Genomic DNA, 13,344 nt, shown 5'->3' on the forward strand with positions numbered 1-13,344 from the left:
TGTGAACACAATCAAATGTGGGAGGGGGCTTGCCCCCGATGAGGCCAGAACAGTCCTCCCTCATTGAGACCTGGGCTGCTCCGTCAACACCACCGACGCCGGCACCTCTTCATCCGGCTCATCCACCTGGGATGTACGCTTCGGCAGCAAAACCTGCTGTGGATAAGTTTGCGCGAAGTGCACCTCATCACAGTTATCCACAAGCTTTTTCAAACGCTGGTTGAACGCACGGCTCACCGCATATTGCCCGCCCGACACGGTACGGAACTGCGCCGTGAGCACCACGCCGTTGAGGTCCATCTTGTCGACGCCGAACACCTCCAGCGGCCCTTGCAGGTTGTACTTGAGGAACACGTCATCCCGGATCGACTGCCCGGCTTCGCGGATCAGCTCCACGGCCTTATCCACATCGGTGTCGTAGGTGAACTGCACGGAGAAGAACGCATAGGCAAATTGCCGCGATTGGTTGGTGACCGCCTTGATCTGCCCGAACGGCACCGAGTGCACGAAACCCTTGCCGTCGCGCAGGCGCAGAGTACGGATGGTCAGGCCCTCGACAGTGCCCGCGTGACCGGAGTCGAGCACCACCCAATCGCCAATCGACAGGGTGTCTTCGATGATGATGAACAGGCCGGTGATCACATCCTGCACCAGTTGCTGCGAGCCAAAACCAATCGCCAGCCCCACCACCCCGGCCCCCGCCAGCAGCGGCGCGACGTTGATACCGAGGTTAGCCATGGTGGTGATCGCGCAGATCACCACCAATATGATTTTCACCGCATTGCGCAGCAGGGGCAGGATGGTTTTCACCCGCGTACTGGGCTGGCGGCTGGAGCGTTTGTTTAGCGGCGGTTTCAAGGCTTCCTGGATCGCCGTGTCGAGCACCACCCAGAACAGCCAGGTCATCAGCAGGATCAGGCCGATGCTGCTCAGGGAGTCACTGATGGCGCGCCCCACCGAGTTGCGCTGGGCAAATTCGAACAGCGACACACCCCAGATACGCCCGAGGATTTCGATAAACGCGATGGCCATGATGATGCGCAAGATCGCGTGCAACAGGCTGAGGAAGCGCTCCTTGTAGGCGCTGCTGCGCTGGATCGCCACCTGGCTACGGGATTTGAACAGGTGTTGCAGCACGGTGCTGAGGAATACCGTGCCGATCAGCAGGATCGTGGTAAACAGCGCGCAACGCAGGGCTTTTTGATTGTCGTCGCCGGCACCGATCAGGTTGATCGCCGAGACCAACACCATCAACAGGATCGGCCAGTACCACAGCCCGGAAAACACCCGTAGCGACTGCTGCAACGCGGGATGCTTCAGACGCTGGGCCAGGGGCCGATTGCGGATCAGATGCGCGACCGGGCGCCGCAGGCGTATCACCAGCACAGCGAAAATCACTGCCGCCAACAAGCCGGTCAACACCGCAATACTGCTGGTGATATTGCCGCCCAACTGACGGGCGATTTGCGGGCTGGTCAGGGCGTCGCTGAGGGCGGCGAGAAAGCCAATCAGGAACAGCGGCTTGGGGCAGTAGTCGCGAATAATCTGCACCGCCGGGCGCTTGTGGCCGACGTTGAACATGACGATGACGCACAGCAGCATGGAGGTGGAGAAGATGCCGCTACTGGTGGCGTAGGCAAAACACAGCGCCAGCGCGCGGCCTATCGAGGTGGGTAGGAAGTGGCTGAAGTAGAGGGTCAGCGGCAGGCAGATCAGCGCGGGAATCGTATAGGGCAGCACATACCCGAGCACCGCACGCAGCCGCCCACGCTGCTCAAAGAACGTGCGCCGCCCAAGGCGCCGCAGGATAAAACGCCCAAGCAGCGTCAACAACGCGAAGGCGCCGATCCACACCCCGGACAGCAACAGGAAATCCCCGGCCACGCTCCACGGCGAACGCTGCGCCGTCTGGTTCACCAGGCGCCCGACTTCATCCGCGGCCCGGTCGGCACGCAACCGCCACGCATCTATCAGGTTCTGGTTGAGATCGAGCTTCTGCTGCACATCATCCATGCTGGAGCTGATGGCGCCGAGCAATCCGCCTTCGACCAGCAACTCCGGCTTGGCCGGCGCTTCGGCTTCAGGCGCAGTGGCCGCAGCTTGCAGTGCGCCACTGGTGCAAAACAACAGCGCGCCGAGCAGTAATGCAGTCTTGAGATTCAGCAAAACTCCGAGCTCCTTCAGAAGGGTCTGTAAGGAACTGACGGGTTTGAATCCTGATCGTTCCCCTGTGTCGACATCTTTGCCCTATAGGCAAAGATCAAATGCCCTTCCCTGCCTTTTTCCGCACCAGCCGAACCCAGACACTGCACATCTGATTGAAACCCATCGGAGTTGCAGCCATGCCCATGGCTTTGCTCGCGCTGGCAACCCGCGCGCCTTTCCGGGATGGGTACCGCCTGTAGGCCCACGGAAACTTTCGCGCAAATATCGCAGTCATCCCAAAACGGAGGTCACTCGACCCTACATCCACGGGAGCAAACATGGCGGCGATTCATATCGGCATTTCCGGCGGGCACTACAGGCGGCAACGCGCGTGGTTGATTGCGTCACGCAACGCCTCCCGGAGACGACTGATACCTGAGGGATTGGCATGACTCACTCGGAACTGATCCCCCCGACACCCACCACCACCATCACCCGTTTTCGCGTGCTGACGGTCAATACCCACAAGGGCTTCACCGCCCTCAACCGGCGCTTCATCCTGCCGGAATTACGCGAGGCGGTACGCAGTGTGGCGGCCGACATCGTGTTCCTGCAGGAAATCCACGGCACCCACGAACGCCACCCCAAGCGCTATAGCAACTGGCCGGCGATGCCGCAGTACGAGTTCCTCGCCGACAGCATCTGGCCGCAGTACGCCTATGGACGCAATGCGGTGTACCCCGATGGCGATCACGGTAATGCGCTGCTGTCGAAGTTCCAGATCGTGCGCTACGACAATCTCGACATCTCCCAGAGCGGCCATGAAAGTCGCGGGCTGCTGCATTGCGTGATGCGCTTGCCCGGGCAGGAGAAGGAACTGCATGCCATTTGCGTGCACCTGGGCTTGCAGGAAAAACATCGCCAGCAGCAACTGCGCCTGATCGCCGAGCGCGTGGCGCAGATTCCCGCCGATGCACCGCTGATCGTCGCCGGCGACTTCAACGACTGGCGCCTGCGCGCCGACCTGCGCCATTGCGGCCTGCGCGAAGTGTTTACCGAGGCCCATGGCAAACCACCGCGCACCTTCCCCGCGCGCCTGCCCCTGCTGCGCCTGGATCGAATCTATGTGCGCAATGTGAAGGCGCATGCGCCCCAGGTGTTGAACAGCCGCCCCTGGTCGCATTTGTCAGACCACGCGCCCCTGTCAGTGGAGATCGAGCTATGAACAGTGCCCCACTGGAAAAAGTCGCCGTCGCCCATATCGCTACCGACCAGCCACCGGACGAAGCCTCGGCGCGGGACCTGGATTACGGCTGGCAGAGCGGCAACCAGATCGAGTTGCTGGAAAACGGCGAGGCCTACTTCCCGAAAGTGTTCGACGCCATGCGCCAGGCCCAGCGGGAAATCCTGCTGGAAACCTTCATCCTGTTCGAAGACAAGGTTGGCCATGAGCTACGGGACATCCTGGTCGATGCGGCACGGCGCGGCGTCAAAGTCGTCGCCAGCCTTGACGGGTTTGGCTGCGGCGAGCTGAGCCCGGCCTTCCTCGCTGAGTTGGCCGAAGCCGGGGTGATAGTGCAGATGTTCGACCCGGCGTCCAAGACCCTCGGCATTCGCACCAATTGGTTCCGCCGCTTGCACCGCAAGATCGTAGTGGTGGATGCGCGCGTGGGGTTTATCGGCGGGATCAACTTCTCTGCCGACCACTTGGGCGACTACGGCCCCGAGGCCAAGCAGGATTACGCGGTGCAGGTGGTCGGCCCGGCGGTCGCCGACCTGCATCACTTTGCCCTGGCCCAAAGCGGCCGAAAAGTACGCAGCCGCCGCGGCTGGCGACGCCGCGACCGGCGCCCCTCACCGTGGACCTCGGCAGACGGCGACGGCCTGGTGCGCCTGATTTATCGCGATAACGTGCAGCACCGCGATGACATCGAAGAGGCTTATATCCACGCCCTGAGTAAAGCCCAGCGCCGCGCGGTGATCGCCAATGCCTACTTCTTCCCCGGCTACCGCTTGCTGCGCGAGATCCGCAACGCCGCGCGGCGGGGCGTGCACGTGCAATTGATCATGCAGGGCCAGCCCGATGTGCTGCTGGCCAAGCTGGCGGCGCGCATGCTCTACGACTACCTGCTCAAGGACGGCGTGGTGATCCACGAGTATTGCCAGCGCCCGCTGCACGGCAAGGTGGCGCTGGTGGATGACGACTGGAGCACCGTGGGTTCCAGCAACCTGGACCCGCTGAGCCTGTCGCTGAACCTGGAAGCCAATGTGCTGATTCGCGACCGGGCATTCAACCAGCAGCTGTACGAACGCCTCGAAGTGCTCAGCAAGCACCATTGCCAGACCATGCCGGAAAACCGCACGCCGCGCCTGTGGCTCTGGCGCTTGACCGTGGGTTTCCTGGTGTTCCATGTGATGCGCCATTTCCCGGCGTTGACGGGCTGGCTGCCGGCGCACAAACCGCGTTTGAAACCCTTTGAGAGTCGGGCCCATGACCGCTGAAGCCAACCGCTCGCGTTTTACACGCTGGAAGAAGCCGCTGACTGTCGCGTTCTTCCTCTTGCTGATCGTGTTGTTCACCCTGCTCGCCCGGCGCATCGACTGGAGCGAAGTGTTCCAGACCTTGGGCGACTTCAAGCTACGCACCTTGCTGATCGCCGGCACGCTGACGTTGTGCAGTTTTATCGTGTACGCCTGCTTCGACCTGATCGGCCGCACCTACATCCGCCAGCCCCTGCGCTGGAAGCAGATCCTGCCGGTGGGGATCATCAGCTATGCGTTCAACCTCAACCTGAGTGCGTGGGTCGGTGGTATCGCCATGCGTTACCGCCTGTATTCGCGCCTGGGGGTAAGCACCGGCAATATTGCCAAGATCCTCGGCTTGAGCCTGGCGACCAATTGGTTCGGCTATATGGCACTGGCCGGCGTCGTGTTCAGCAGCGGGTTGGTGACAATGCCACCGGGCTGGAAGCTCAGCAGCGGCGCCCTGCAAGGTGTCGGAGTATTGCTGGTGCTGGCGAGCCTGGGCTACTTGGCGGCCTGCCAGTTTTCGACAAAACGCGCGTGGGCGATTCGCGGTATCGAGATCAACCTGCCGTCGCTGCGCATGGCGTGTTTGCAACTGGCGCTCGGTGCGTTGAATTGGTCATTGATGGCGGCGGTGATTTTCACCCTGCTGCCGGCGAAGCTGGACTACCCGTTGGTGCTGGGGGTGTTGCTGATCAGTGCGATTGCCGGGGTGGTGACCCATATCCCTGCCGGGCTTGGGGTGCTGGAGGCGGTGTTTATTGCGCTGTTGCAGCATGAGGCGTCGCGGGGCAGCTTGCTCGCCGGGTTGATTGCGTATCGGGCGATCTACTTTATCTTGCCGTTGCTGATTGCGCTGGTGATGTACCTCGCGGTGGAAGCCAAGGCCAAGGCGTTGCGGGTGAAGAAGGCAGCGGCTTGACAGGCGGAGGATCGGCCCATTGCGATCGCGAGCGGGCCTGTTCTTATCAAAAACAAAATAACTTTTTGATTATTAAGTTAAACGACCGAATTTTTGTGGCGAGCGGGCTTGCTTGCCACAGAGTGCCCAATTCGTGGGCGCCAGGTTATTGAGACTGGATGATGCTCAACCGTTCGCCCACCACCATCTCGGTGATCCAGTCCACCAGGATCGAAGTGTAGGCCTGCTGGGAGACTGGGTCACTCAGGGCGTGGTCGGCGCCGTCGATGATGCGGTGGGTCAGGGAGTGTGTCCGCTGGCACGCCGCACGGTAGCTCATTATGGTCGCGTGGGGCACATGGTCGTCGGTTTCCGATTCGACGATCAGCACATCGCCGGTAAATTGCGCGCAGGCATGCAAGGCGCGGTTGGTTTGCGCGTGCACCAGCGTACTGCGGTAATCCATCAGGTCCGCCTTGTCCAAATCGCGCTTGGGCTTGAGCCATTCCTGGTCGCGGTACAGTGCCGGCACGCGCAGCGCCAGCCAGCGCACCGGGCGCAACGACGTCAGAATGGCGGCGAGGTAACCGCCGTAACTGGTGCCCACCACCGCCACCGCCGAGGTGTCGATGGCCGGGTGCGACAGCAGGCGGTCGTAGGCGGCCAACAGGTCGAGCAGGTTGTCTTCGCGGGTCACGCGGGACAACGGAATGCCAGTGCCCGCATGGCCACGCAGGTCGAAGGTCAGGCACACGCAGCCCAGGCCGGCGATGCCCTTGGCCCGTTCCAGATCACGCTCCTGGCTACCGCCCCAGCCGTGCACGAACAACACCCCAGGCACTTTGGACTTGGGGCTCAAGAACGTGCCGCTCATCTGTTCGCCGTCGATGTCGATCGCAATGCTTTCGCTTCTAGCCGTCATAAGGTTTAACCGTCACGTACTTGAGAAGAAAGTCGCTGTTTTCGGCCGGGCCGCGGTAAACCTCGATGGCATCCGCCGGCAGTGGCTGGTCCACGTAGGTTTCTACCGAGGACACATGAATGGCTTTAAGGCCCGGGTGGTTGATGAAGCTTTGCAGCGCCGCGACTTCCGCGCTGCTGGCCCCGCCCATGCGCCAGGACTGTTCAAGTACACCGCTGCGACGCTGGCCGTTGCTGTCCACGCCCTGGGCGATGTCGTAGTTGCGCCGTGAGGCATAAAAACCAGGGTAGGCCTCAAGGGCGGCGGCGTCGAAGACCTGGGCTTGCCGGATGGCCAGGCGTACGTCGTCGGACAGGTCGAGTTGGAGCAGGTCGTCGTAGTCACCCGGGACCACGATCAGGTTCGAGCCACCGTAGACCTCTTCACCCTGCCCGTCCTGGGTCAAGTATTGCTCGCCGCAATAGCTGAACCGGTGCGCGCCGATGAAACTCTGGCCCACACTATGAGTGACCACATCCTGAAGGTCCTGTTCCAATACCACACCGTCGTCGAATAGCTGCGCCGCTTCGGGGCGCGCCAGCAACGCGTCGAACTCATCCAGGCTACGGATCACTTGCTGGCCACGCCCGGCGCTGGCGTGCACAGGTTTCAACCGGATCGGCCCACTGTAGAGCAGGCGTGTCGCAGCTTCCCGCGCATCCTTGAGGGCAAACACGCTCAGGCCGTCCAACACCACATCGCGCACGCGCTCACCAAATAACGTCGACCAGCCCTCCGGGGCGACGGCTTCGGGGCCCAACACGCCGTGACTGATCGCCTTGGTACAGATGAAGTCGTGATCGACATAGCCGCCCCACAGGTCGTCAGGGCCACTAATACCGAATGGGCGAGCCTGGTCCGGGCCGACCAGGGTTTGGGTGGGCAGCACATACAGATCACGCCCAGCGTGCCGGTTGGGGTCGTAGCTGCCGCCAAACTTGAGGCCGAGGATCTGCGCCAGCCAGCGCGCTAGGGCGCGATTGGTTTCGACTTCATGCTGGGGCGCGCCCTCCCGCGTGGAATGGGCAACGACCAGCTTTTTGCGCTGCGTTGGGGTCATGCGTCCCCCTTGATTGTCCCGCCATGTGTGTGTGCAGACACTGTTGCAGGGATCAAGCCAAGGCCTGGCTCAAGGCGATGGCGTGGAAATCAAGTGGTTAGCTGAAAAGCGATGGCAGTTGGCCTGTTTGATTCTGCACGACAGCCGCGGATGGACGCGGTGTTCTGCACGATTCACACCCCAAACCGGCTGCGGTAATCACTGGGGGCCAGGCCGGTGATTTTCTTGAAGGTGGCGCGAAAGGCACTGGGGTCCTGATAACCCACGGTCCAGGCGATATGGTCGATGGTGCCGTTGGTGAACTCCAGCATCTGCCGAGCCTTGCCGACCCTCAAGTGCTGGCAGTATTCGGTGGGCTTCAACCCTGTTGCGCCGCGAAAGCGCCGCAGGAATGTACGCTCTTCCAGACCCGCCTCCTGGGCCATTGCCGCCACGCTGACATCCACCGCACCACTGGCCTGCAACCAGTGCTGCACCTTGAGGATCGCGCTGTCGCCGTGCCCGAGGATCGGCGCAAAGTTGCTGCCGCAGTGGCTGGCGCTGTCACTGTGCGCGATCACCAGGAACCGGGCGGTCTGGGCCGCAATGCTCGGGCCCATGGTGCGGTCAACCAGGCGCAGGCCCAGTTCGGACCAGGCCATCAGCCCGGCGGTCGTGATCAGGTCGCCATCATCGACAATCGGTTTATCCGCTTCCAGGCGTACGGCTGGGTAACGAGCGGCGAAGGATGTGGCGGAGGACCAATGCGTGGTGGCGCTGCGCCCGTCCAGCAGGCCACTACGCGCCAGCATGATCGAACCAATGCACACGCCACCGAGAACCGTGCCCGCCGCGTGTTGCTGGCGAATCCACGCCAGCAACGCGGGCGGCGCTTGCTCGTCGGTGAACTCGCCAATCGAGGGCGGCACCAGCACGGCCATCAGCGGCAGGTCAGGGCCGGGGTGGCTGTCGAATACCCGCGCGGGGGTACCCTGGGCATCCACCTGCCAGTGGCTGACCCGCAGCAGCGGCAGTTGCGCGGATTGATGCTCGGCGGCGATCCGGTTGGCCACACCGAACAGGTCGGTCAAGCCATGCACCGCAGCCAATTGCGCCCCTTGATAGATCAATACACCCAGCTCGACGATCGAGCGTTCCACGGCCATTGTCAGTTTTCCCCCTGTTATTGTCGGTGCAGCCAATCCTCGGCAGCGGCGCCAGCTAAGATACTGGCCCCATCAACCCATCACGAGGCAACACCCATGGCCAAGCAAGCACTCATCCTAATCGATATCCAGAACGACTACTTCCCCCAGGGCAAGTGGCCGCTCAGCGGCGTGGAAGCCGCGGCGGACAAGGCTGCACAGGTGCTCCAGGCCTTTCGCCAGGTGGGGGATGCGGTGATACATGTGCGCCATGAGTTCACCTCGCAGGATGCTCCCTTCTTTACACCGAACTCCGAGGGGGCGCACTTGCACCCCAAGGTGTTGAACGAGGGCAATGAGCCAGTGGTACTGAAGCATTTCGTGAATGCGTTCCGTGAAACCAACCTGCGTGAGCTGTTGGAACAACGCAGCATTACCGAACTGGTGGTGGTCGGCAGCATGAGCCACATGTGCATCGATGCGGTGGTGCGAGCGGCGGCGGACCTGGGCTACAAGGTCACGCTGATCCATGACGCCTGCGCCACCCGCGACCTGGAATTCAATGGCAAAGTCATCCCGGCGGCGCAGGTGCATGACGCTTATATGGCATCGCTGGCATTCGGCTATGCAGGCGTGGTGTCGGCGGATGAATACCTCAAGACACAAACGGCGGCCGCGTGACCGCCACCCGTATGCTGCTGGCTTCAGCGCGTGGCGATGACGAACAGGCGCGGAAACGGCAGCAGCACGGTGCCATCGCCCAGGGCTGGGTAAGCCTGCGTAATCCGTGCCTGGTATTCCCGTAGGAATGCGGCCTTTTCCCCATCGCTCAACGGCGCAAGAAATGGCCGCAATGCAGAACCTTTAAACCACTCCACCACCGCCGCATGATCCGCCAACGGATGCAGGTAGGTGGTGCGCCACACGTCGACGACGCTGCAGTGCTGGCTGAGTAGCTCGTAGTAGTAGCTCGCGGTGTGCCGCTCATGGTGTTTGACCGCACCGATCTTCGCGGACCATGGGCCGTCTGCCGCTACCTCTCGTGCCAGCCGGTGGGCAGGCTCATCAAGGTTGTCCGGGGTTTGCACCGCCAGCGTGCCACCGGGCGTCAGTTGGTTGACCAGGTGCGGGTAGAGCGTGGCGTGATCGGGCAGCCATTGCAGGGAGGCGTTGGCCAGGATGACGTCGAAGGCATGCTCGGGGCTCCAGGCACCGATATCCGCCCGTTCGAAGTTCAGCCCCGGCAGGCGTTTACGGGCGTCGACCAGCATGTCATCGGAGCTGTCCATGCCGGTGACCTGCGCTTGTGGGAAACGCCCAGCCAGCACTTCAGTGGAGTTGCCAGGGCCACAGCCCAAGTCGACAGCGGTGCGCACCTCGGTATTGGGAATGGCCGCGACCAAGTCACGAACCGGGCGAGTGCGCTGTTGTTCAAACATCGTGTATTGCTTGGCAGACCAGGTCATCGCGGCTTTCCTTCTTTTTTAGAGGCGGCTTTTTAAAGGGTGAAGACAGCCTAAATCTTGTGAGCCATGAGAACAAATGCCAGGATTGACGACCTCCCATACCTGGAAAGTATCCCTATGTTGGAGTTGCGCCAACTCAGAGCCTTTGTCGCCATTGCCGAAGAAGGCTATATCACCCGCGCGGCGGAACGTTTGGGGATGCAGCAGCCACCGCTGACGCGACTGCTGCAAAGCCTTGAGGCCGAGCTGGGCGTTGTGCTGATGGAACGCCTGCCCCGTGGCGTGCGCCCAACCCCTGCCGGGCTGGCGTTGCTGGAGGAAGCGCGCGAGGTCTTGGCACGTGTAGACGGTGTGGCGGAGGTCGTGCGTCGCGCTGCCCGAGGTGAGCGCGGACGGCTGGCCATCGGGTTTACCAGTTCGGCCGCCCTGCACCCATTCGTGCCCAGTGTGCTGCGGCTGTTTCGCGAAACCTTCGTGGGCGTCTCGGTGGTGCTGGAGGAAGCAGGTACCGGCGAACTGCTGGATGCGCTGGTGCATGAAAAACTCGACGCAGCCTTTATCCGCTCACCGCTCAGCGGGATTCAATCGCTGCAGGACCAACCGATCCTCGTGGAGCCCATGTTGTTGGCACTGCCCACCGATCATCCCCTGGCACTCGACGCCGCCTCCCCCCTGCCTTTGGCGGCACTGGCTACTGAGTCATTCGTACTCTATCGACGGCGCGTGGGGTTGGGTTTGTATGACGCAATCCTGGTGGCCTGCCGTGAAGCGGGGTTCAGCCCGCAAGTGGTGCAGGAAGCGCCGCGCATGACAGCAACCTTGAGCCTGGTGGCAGCGGGCCTTGGCGTATCCATCGTGCCGGCGTCGATGCAACGGCTGCGTGGAGACGGCATCGTCTATCGACCACTGACGGATTGCCAGAACCTGGTGGCGCCGCTCCACCTGGCGACGCGAGCCGGTGATGACTCGGCCGTATTGCGGCGGTTCAAGGACATGGTGCTGACCACGGCGGCAACAGACGCCTGATCAGTAGCCATAAAAAACCCCCGCGGCCTGCGCCAGCGGGGGGTTCTTGAGTATCGCTCGTTGCGGGTCTGCGACCTTAGAACGGGATATCGTCATCAAAACTGTCGAAATCCGGAGCCGGTTGCGGAGCGGCCTGTTGTGGCGCTGGGCGCGACTCACGTTGTGGCTGCTGGCTTGGCTGCGGACGGGACTGCTGTGGGCGCGGTGCCGAGTTGGACATGCCGCCCTGGCCCTGTTGGTCGCCCTGTGGACGGCCGCCCAGCAGTTGCATGGTGCCTTGCATGTCGACCACGATTTCAGTGGTGTAACGCTTGATACCGTCTTTTTCCCACTCGCGGGTTTGCAGCTTGCCTTCGATGTAGACCTGCGAGCCTTTGCGCAGGTACTCACCGGCGATCTCTGCCACCTTGCCGAACATCGACACGCGGTGCCATTCGGTTTTCTCGACCTTCTGGCCGGTCTGCTTGTCGGTCCACTGTTCGCTGGTCGCCAGACTCAGGTTGGTCACGGCGTTACCGTTAGGCAAGTAGCGAACTTCGGGATCCTGGCCGCATGTACCGACCAATATGACTTTGTTAACCCCACGGGCCATAACGTTCTCCTAAGCTGGGCGCGCTGTCGGCACTGGGTTGACCAGTTGCTCGAGCGTCGCGCGATCCAATAATTCGGTGTCCAATTTGATGTAAATGGCTGCTTCTTCAGCAACCACGACTGCATCGGTTACCCCAACGACGGCCTTGAGGCGCTCTACCAGACCGCTTTCACGGATCGCCTCGGGCGATAGCGGCAAACGCAGACTTGTGACGTAGGGAGGTTCGCGCATGGTAACAGCAAAGGCCAGCCAAAGTGCAGCCAGCCCGGCACATCCCAGGAACACAACCGACAAACCGCCGTGCTGGAACATCCAGCCACCCATGATGCCGCCCAGTGCAGAACCAAGGAACTGGCTGGTGGAGTACACCCCCATTGCCGTGCCCTTGCCACCGGCCGGTGAAACTTTACTGATCAGCGAAGGCAACGAGGCCTCCAGCAGGTTGAATGCGGTGAAGAACACCACCGTACCGATTACCAGTGCCCGCAGGCTGTCGCCGAACTGCCAGAAGAATAGCTCAGTGAGCATCAGCGTCGCGACGGCGCCGAGTAAAACTCGTTTCATTTTGCGTTTCTTCTCGCCGTAGATGATGAAGGGGATCATGGCGAAGAACGAAATCAGGAGGGCAGTCAGGTAGACCCACCAGTGCTGCTCCTTGGGCAACCCGGCTTTTTGCACCAGGGCCAGGGGCAAGGCGACGAAACTGCACATCAGCATTGCGTGTAATACGAAGATACCTAAATCCAGGCGCAGCAAATCCGGATGCTTGAGTGTCGGCAACAGGGCCTTGCGGGCGACGCCCGACTCACGGTGCTGCAACGTGCCGGTGGAGCGCGGCACCATGAAGGCCACGATCACGATCCCGAACAACGCCATGCCGCCGGTGGCCAGGAACAAGCCATGCAAGCCAAAGGCGCGCGTCAGCAACGGGCCGACCACCATCGCCACGGCGAACGACAGACCGATGGTCATGCCGATCATGGCCATGGCCTTGGTGCGGTGTTGCTCGCGGGTGAGGTCGGACAGCAAGGCCATGACCGCTGCGGAAATTGCCCCGGCCCCCTGCAGGATACGTCCGGCGATCACGCCCCAGATCGAATCCGACTGGGCCGCGAGCACGCTGCCGAGAGCGAACACGATCAGCCCCAGGTAAATCACAGGGCGGCGGCCAATACGGTCGGAAATGATGCCGAATGGAATCTGGAAAATCGCCTGGGTCAGGCCATAGGCGCCAATGGCCAGGCCGATCAAGGCGGGGGTCGCTCCTGCGAGATCCATTCCATAGGTCGCCAGCACTGGCAACACCATAAACATGCCAAGCATACGGAAGGCGAACACCAGGGCCAGACCGCTTGCTGCTCGGGTCTCGCCGCTACTCATGCGTTCGCTGTGGGGATCGTGCATGGAAAAACCTCGTGTGAACCGGCGGCGATTCTACCAGTCCCATCGATTGAGAGGGTATATGCGGCGCTTTGCCGCGCAGCTTTCATGTAAGGCTGCACCCGGCACTTTGACAGTGTATATTCATCCAGTCTTTAGCCGT

General features: G+C 61.8%; 12 protein-coding genes. 5 read left to right on the forward strand and 7 right to left on the reverse strand.

Going from position 1 to position 13,344, the window contains the following annotated elements; translation table 11 throughout:
- Positions 1-60: 60 nt before the first annotated feature.
- The gene (locus tag AC1Q6I_RS17015; RefSeq protein ID WP_069077103.1) at positions 61-2,166 is read right to left on the reverse strand and encodes a mechanosensitive ion channel family protein; all 2,106 of its coding nucleotides are present in this window, start codon (positions 2,164-2,166) and stop codon (positions 61-63) included.
- A gap of 427 nt (positions 2,167-2,593) precedes the next feature.
- Between AC1Q6I_RS17015 and AC1Q6I_RS17020 the strand changes: the two genes are divergently transcribed.
- The 3 genes from AC1Q6I_RS17020 to AC1Q6I_RS17030 are packed head-to-tail and all read left to right on the forward strand — an operon-like array spanning position 2,594 to position 5,593.
- Entirely contained in the window at positions 2,594-3,370 is a 777-nt protein-coding gene (locus AC1Q6I_RS17020) for an endonuclease/exonuclease/phosphatase family protein (protein WP_024077664.1), read from the forward strand.
- Complete coding sequence (gene clsB, locus AC1Q6I_RS17025; RefSeq protein ID WP_102624513.1) at positions 3,367-4,647, forward strand: cardiolipin synthase ClsB; 1,281 nt, start codon at positions 3,367-3,369, stop codon at positions 4,645-4,647. The genes AC1Q6I_RS17020 and clsB overlap by 4 nt, the downstream gene beginning before the upstream one ends.
- Entirely contained in the window at positions 4,637-5,593 is a 957-nt protein-coding gene (locus AC1Q6I_RS17030; protein ID WP_069077101.1) for a lysylphosphatidylglycerol synthase domain-containing protein, read from the forward strand. The genes clsB and AC1Q6I_RS17030 overlap by 11 nt, the downstream gene beginning before the upstream one ends.
- A gap of 145 nt (positions 5,594-5,738) precedes the next feature.
- Here the strand turns inward: AC1Q6I_RS17030 and AC1Q6I_RS17035 are convergent, their stop codons facing one another.
- From AC1Q6I_RS17035 to AC1Q6I_RS17045, 3 genes are all read right to left on the reverse strand, one after another.
- Positions 5,739-6,494, reverse strand: coding sequence for an alpha/beta hydrolase family protein (locus AC1Q6I_RS17035; protein ID WP_102624514.1), 756 nt, complete (start codon positions 6,492-6,494; stop codon positions 5,739-5,741).
- Entirely contained in the window at positions 6,484-7,593 is a 1,110-nt protein-coding gene (locus AC1Q6I_RS17040; RefSeq protein WP_024077668.1) for a DUF3182 family protein, read from the reverse strand. Before AC1Q6I_RS17040 ends, AC1Q6I_RS17035 begins: the two co-directional genes overlap by 11 nt.
- A gap of 173 nt (positions 7,594-7,766) precedes the next feature.
- On the reverse strand, positions 7,767-8,738 hold the full coding sequence (locus AC1Q6I_RS17045; protein ID WP_041161034.1) for a GlxA family transcriptional regulator: 972 nt from the start codon (positions 8,736-8,738) through the stop codon (positions 7,767-7,769).
- Positions 8,739-8,834: 96 nt separating this feature from the next.
- On the opposite strand from AC1Q6I_RS17045, the gene AC1Q6I_RS17050 reads away from it, so the two are divergent.
- Positions 8,835-9,398, forward strand: a complete 564-nt coding sequence (locus AC1Q6I_RS17050; RefSeq protein WP_102624515.1) for a cysteine hydrolase family protein — start codon at positions 8,835-8,837, stop codon at positions 9,396-9,398.
- A gap of 23 nt (positions 9,399-9,421) precedes the next feature.
- Here the strand turns inward: AC1Q6I_RS17050 and tam are convergent, their stop codons facing one another.
- Complete coding sequence (gene tam / locus AC1Q6I_RS17055; RefSeq protein ID WP_102624516.1) at positions 9,422-10,183, reverse strand: trans-aconitate 2-methyltransferase; 762 nt, start codon at positions 10,181-10,183, stop codon at positions 9,422-9,424.
- Positions 10,184-10,300: 117 nt separating this feature from the next.
- Here tam and AC1Q6I_RS17060 point away from each other — a divergent pair, with 117 nt between their 5' ends.
- Positions 10,301-11,209 (forward strand): LysR family transcriptional regulator, encoded by a 909-nt coding sequence (locus AC1Q6I_RS17060; protein WP_173903815.1) that lies wholly within the window; start codon positions 10,301-10,303, stop codon positions 11,207-11,209.
- A gap of 76 nt (positions 11,210-11,285) precedes the next feature.
- Here AC1Q6I_RS17060 and AC1Q6I_RS17065 read toward each other — a convergent pair whose 3' ends face one another.
- Complete coding sequence (locus tag AC1Q6I_RS17065) at positions 11,286-11,801, reverse strand: single-stranded DNA-binding protein (RefSeq protein ID WP_003232445.1); 516 nt, start codon at positions 11,799-11,801, stop codon at positions 11,286-11,288.
- Between the two features lie 9 nt (positions 11,802-11,810).
- A complete protein-coding gene (locus tag AC1Q6I_RS17070; RefSeq protein WP_024077673.1) occupies positions 11,811-13,205 on the reverse strand; it encodes an MFS transporter in 1,395 nt (464 codons plus the stop codon).
- Positions 13,206-13,344 lie beyond the last annotated feature (139 nt).

It is taken from the genome of Pseudomonas sp. MPR-R2A5 (genome assembly GCF_058793055.1).

What these genes read in the sequence shown, in the direction of transcription:
- AC1Q6I_RS17020 (WP_024077664.1), top strand. Translation starts at nt 2,594, where the DNA reads ATGACTCACTCGGAACTGATCCCCCCGACACCCACCACCACCATCACC.
- clsB (WP_102624513.1), top strand. Translation starts at nt 3,367, where the DNA reads ATGAACAGTGCCCCACTGGAAAAAGTCGCCGTCGCCCATATCGCTACC.
- AC1Q6I_RS17030 (WP_069077101.1), top strand. Translation starts at nt 4,637, where the DNA reads ATGACCGCTGAAGCCAACCGCTCGCGTTTTACACGCTGGAAGAAGCCG.
- AC1Q6I_RS17035 (WP_102624514.1), bottom strand. Translation starts at nt 6,494, where the DNA reads ATGACGGCTAGAAGCGAAAGCATTGCGATCGACATCGACGGCGAACAG.
- AC1Q6I_RS17040 (WP_024077668.1), bottom strand. Translation starts at nt 7,593, where the DNA reads ATGACCCCAACGCAGCGCAAAAAGCTGGTCGTTGCCCATTCCACGCGG.
- AC1Q6I_RS17045 (WP_041161034.1), bottom strand. Translation starts at nt 8,738, where the DNA reads ATGGCCGTGGAACGCTCGATCGTCGAGCTGGGTGTATTGATCTATCAA.
- AC1Q6I_RS17050 (WP_102624515.1), top strand. Translation starts at nt 8,835, where the DNA reads ATGGCCAAGCAAGCACTCATCCTAATCGATATCCAGAACGACTACTTC.
- tam (WP_102624516.1), bottom strand. Translation starts at nt 10,183, where the DNA reads ATGACCTGGTCTGCCAAGCAATACACGATGTTTGAACAACAGCGCACT.
- AC1Q6I_RS17060 (WP_173903815.1), top strand. Translation starts at nt 10,301, where the DNA reads ATGTTGGAGTTGCGCCAACTCAGAGCCTTTGTCGCCATTGCCGAAGAA.
- AC1Q6I_RS17065 (WP_003232445.1), bottom strand. Translation starts at nt 11,801, where the DNA reads ATGGCCCGTGGGGTTAACAAAGTCATATTGGTCGGTACATGCGGCCAG.
- AC1Q6I_RS17070 (WP_024077673.1), bottom strand. Translation starts at nt 13,205, where the DNA reads ATGCACGATCCCCACAGCGAACGCATGAGTAGCGGCGAGACCCGAGCA.